The organism is Anaerococcus porci (genome assembly GCF_034090325.1).
Classification (GTDB): domain Bacteria; phylum Bacillota; class Clostridia; order Tissierellales; family Peptoniphilaceae; genus Anaerococcus; species Anaerococcus porci.
Genome location: NZ_JAXDSU010000087.1, coordinates 1 through 4545 on the forward strand (window position 1 = coordinate 1; position 4545 = coordinate 4545).

The window sequence follows — 4545 nt, forward strand, 5'->3', positions numbered from 1 at the left end:
ATTGCTTTTAGTCTAACTTCTTCTTTTTTATTGTTTGTATTTTTTCTGGCTTTTTCAAGCTCATAAATTTCTTTTTTTGTTTTTTCATCTATTATCTTTTTCATATTCTTATTATACACTTTTAATTAGGTTTTAGTATTATATCTTGTGATGTGAATTATTTTACTATTTTAAAGAATAATTTTATAATATATAGCTTGAATCATTTGAGTTTTAAATAAGCCAGTTTGCCTCAAAGTGGGAAAATATATACACTATGGCTATCCAAAAGCAAAGGCTAAAGAAAATATTGAAATATTAATCTTAATAAGGCTATTGACTTAGGATTAGTAAATACTGGAAATAAGAATATTAAGGAAAGTAAAGCTTTATTGGATATGGATAGCTTAAGGGTCTATAAGATCTTAAATGAGGATTTAAAGACAAAAATCGAGAACTTGAAAAAAATCTGATGGATAAATGTTTAAATTGAATATTTATTAAAATAGGATTATTTAAATTAGTAGAATTATCTTATTTATTAGGTATTTTTATATAGACTTTTTAAGTTCAATATGATATATTATATTTATTAAATTCATGGGGAATTAGCTCAGCTGGGAGAGCGCATGGCTGGCAGCCATGAGGTCAGGGGTTCAAGTCCCCTATTCTCCACCAATTTTTATAAGATAGCTTAATTTCAGTATTAATAAGCTATCTTATTTTATTTCAGTACTTTTAAGAATTTTTCCTAGTAAATCTTCCACAATATAAATTCGGACTTTTTGAAATTTATGAGCTTTAAATTTTCATCTACTAATACTAAACTTGGCTTTATAAAATTATTTTTCTTAATAAATAGTTTTTGTAATTAATAATGTTGAAACTAAAAAGCACTACAATTGCAACTATTATTGATTAGTCTAATATAAATATAGTTTGAAAAATTTGAACAAGTAATCATTGTAGTTCTCGCAATATTACTTTTTATGATTAATATTACAATTTGTTTAAAAAGGACTAACACTAATCTTTAATTCTCTAAATATTTAATTTATAGTAAATTTTATAGAATAAGATGAATAGACCGAGTTATAATTATTTATGATATAGAAAAATTTATCAACTTTTTTAAAGATAGAGTATTATACGCTGTAATAATACCATAACTAGCATTATTAGATATAATATATACTAAGGCAGTGATTGAACTTTGAATAAATTCAAATTAATTGCTAAAAAAATATAAAATATTTTAATTAACCCCAAAACTTTAATTGGTTTTGAGTTTTTATCTTTTGGGTATTAAAATAATAGAACTTATTAAAAATATTATGAGGAGGTAGATGTGACAAATTTTAGAGAAGATGCCAAAAACTTATTAGAATATGTAGGTGGCAGAGATAATATAAAGGCTCTTACTCATTGTGTAACTAGGATGCGTTTTGTCTTGTATGATGAGGGAAAAGCCGATATAAGTAAGATTGAAAGCCTTGATTCTGTTAAAGGGTCTTTTACCCAAGCTGGACAGTTTCAAGTGGTTATAGGTAATAAAGTTACCGAATTTTATAATGAATTTATTGATATTTCAGGTATGGAGGGAACAAGCAAAGAAGATGTAAAGAAAGATGCTAAAGACAAGCAAAATCCTATTCAAAGACTTATGTCAAACCTTGCAGAAATATTTGCGCCTATTATTCCTGCAATTGTTGTCGGAGGATTGATATTAGGTTTTAGGAATATTCTTGGAGCAGTACCTCTCATCACAGAAGATGGTGGATTTTCCTTTAGGCATGGAGTAAAAACCATAGTAGAGATTTCGCAATTTTGGTCAGGAGTCAATTCTTTCTTATGGCTTCCAGGTGAGGCTATTTTCCACTTCTTACCAGTAGCCATAACTTGGTCTGTAGCAAGGAAAATGGGAGCAACACCAATTCTTGGTATTGTTTTAGGTATAACTTTAGTTTCTCCGCAGTTATTAAATGCTTATGGAGTTGCAGATGCGGCTGCAGCCGGAAAGATTCCTTTCTGGGACTTTGGATTTTTCAAGATAAATATGATAGGATACCAAGCTCAAGTAATTCCGGCTATGCTTGCAGGCTTTACCCTAGTATATCTTGAAAGATTTTTCAGAAAAATTATTCCAGAAGTAGTTCAAATGATTTTTGTACCATTTTTTGCACTTTTAATTTCAATTATAATAGCTCATACTATCATAGGCCCTATTGGTTGGAGAATAGGTTCAGCCATATCAAGTATTGTATATAGTGGGCTTACTTCAAGCTTTAGCTTTGTATTTGCCGCTATATTCGGATTTTTCTATTCACCTTTGGTTATTACAGGACTTCACCATATGACAAATGCGGTTGACCTTGAACTTATAGGTAAATTTGGTTCTACACTTTTATGGCCAATGATAGCCCTATCAAATATAGCCCAAGGTTCAGCTGTTCTTGGTGTGATATACCTTGATAAGAAAAATGAAAAACTTAAGGAAATTGCAGTTCCATCTGCTATTTCATGTTATTTAGGAGTTACAGAGCCAGCCATGTTTGGTGTAAATATTAAATATAGATTTCCATTTCTGGCTGCTATGATTGGATCATCACTTGCAGGATTATTCTCAGTTATGACTGATACTGCATCACTTTCAATAGGAGTAGGTGGAATTCCTGGGATTTTATCATTTCCACTTAATAAGTGGCCGACTTTTTTCATAGCTATGATAATAGCGATAGCTGTACCTTTTATATTAACAATAATATTTGGAAAAAGACAAATTCAAAAAGAAGGAAAATTAAATGAAATCTAATTTTAAGGACAAGGTATTCTATCAAATATATCCTAAGTCATTTAATGATTCGAATGGTGATGGATTTGGAGATTTGGAAGGAATAATTGAAAGACTTGATTACCTTGAAAGATTGGGGATAGACTATTTGTGGATATCTCCTTTCTACAAGTCTCATCAATATGATAATGGTTATGATGTAGATGACTATAAGTCTATAGATGAGAGATATGGAGACTTTAACACTTTTGAAAGATTGGTTGCTGAGGCTAGTAAGAGAAATATTAAATTAATGTTGGATATGGTATTTAATCACACATCAATCCACCACAAATGGTTTCAAAAGGCCTTAAAAGGAGATGAAAGATACCAAAAGTATTACATTTTTAAAGAAAATAAAGGAGATGTCCCTACAAATTGGGATTCTAAATTTGGGGGAAGTGCTTGGAAATATATAGACGACTTGGACAAGTATTATTTACACCTTTATCATGAAAATCAAGCTGACCTTAATTGGAGAAATGAAGAAGTGAGAAATGAGCTTGTAGATGTTTTGAAATTTTGGAAAGATAAAGGAGTAGGGGGCTTTAGGTTTGATGTCATTAATGTTATAGATAAACCAGATGTTTTTGAAGATGATAATGAAGGCGACGGAAGAAGATTTTATACAGACGGTCCTAATGTCAATAAATATTTAAGAGAACTTTTTAAAAAAGCAGAAATTGAGGATATGGTAACTGTAGGAGAGCTTTCATCAACATCAATAGAAAATTCAGCCAAATATACTAATGAAGAAGATGGTCCACTTAGTATGGCCTTTAACTTCCACCATCTTAAGGTTGACTATGTAAATGGAGATAAGTGGACCTTGGGTGAGATGGACTGGAAGAAGTTTTTTAACCTTTTAGATAGTTGGCAAAAAAAAGTGGAAAAACTTGGTGGTTGGTCAGCTTGGTTTTTAAATAATCACGACCAACCAAGAGCTATTTCAAGATTTAGAAAAGATAAGAGCTTTGACTACTACCTAGAAAGAGCCTTAGCAGTTCTTACTCATACAATGCGTGGAAGTCCTTATATCTACCAAGGAGAGGAAATAGGTATGCAGAATGCAAACTTTACATCAATAGATGAGTATAGGGATTATGAGTCTATAAATTATTTTGATATTTTAAGAAATAGTGGAGTTAGTGAAGAAGAAGCCCTAGCAATTTTAGCCCAAAAATCAAGAGACAATGCAAGAATCCCTCTAAGATGGGATAATAGCGAAAAAGGTGATTTCACAGATGGAGAAGCTTGGATTGCTTTATCAAAAGATAAGGATATTAATTATAAGGACAGACTAGAGGATAAAAATTCAATATTTTACTTCTATAAAAAATTAATAGACTTAAGAAAAGAAAATAAGTCAATAAGCGAAGGTTCATATAAGAAAATCTATTTTGATAATAAAGTATATATATTTGAAAGAATATACAAAGATGAGTCTTTGATTACTCTTTTAAGCTTTACAGATGAAAATTATAAGTTATCAGATCATATAATAAAAATTATAGAAAATAAGGAGCTTATTTTAAATAATTATGATGATTTTGATAAGATTTTAAGGCCTTATCAAGCGATTTTGTTTAAGTAAGGACTTTATATCATAGTAAAAAGCGAGTTTTTAATCTCGCTTTTTATAAATTAATAAAAATTCTATTTTTGTGTTATAAAACTAATAAAATCTCTTGGTTTCACTATCAAAATATGTGTGGAGATTTTCAGGATCATAGTTT

Annotated in this window: 2 protein-coding genes and 1 tRNA gene; all 3 read left to right on the forward strand. The window is 29.9% G+C overall.

Going from position 1 to position 4545, the window contains the following annotated elements; genetic code table 11:
- Positions 1-581: 581 nt before the first annotated feature.
- The 3 genes from SOR60_RS09100 to SOR60_RS09110 all read left to right on the forward strand — a co-directional run bounded on the left by SOR60_RS09100 (position 582) and on the right by SOR60_RS09110 (position 4403).
- Positions 582-657 (forward strand) — tRNA-Ala (locus SOR60_RS09100).
- 670 nt (positions 658-1327) lie between these two features.
- Positions 1328-2791 carry a PTS system trehalose-specific EIIBC component gene (gene treP / locus SOR60_RS09105; RefSeq protein ID WP_320595764.1) on the forward strand — a complete coding sequence of 488 codons (1464 nt, stop codon included), beginning with the start codon at positions 1328-1330 and terminating at the stop codon, positions 2789-2791.
- Positions 2781-4403: an alpha,alpha-phosphotrehalase gene (locus tag SOR60_RS09110; protein WP_320595765.1), complete on the forward strand. Its 1623-nt coding sequence runs from the start codon at positions 2781-2783 to the stop codon at positions 4401-4403. The genes treP and SOR60_RS09110 overlap by 11 nt, the downstream gene beginning before the upstream one ends.
- Positions 4404-4545: the final 142 nt, after the last annotated feature.

What these genes read in the sequence shown, in the direction of transcription:
- SOR60_RS09110 (WP_320595765.1), top strand. Translation starts at nt 2,781, where the DNA reads ATGAAATCTAATTTTAAGGACAAGGTATTCTATCAAATATATCCTAAG.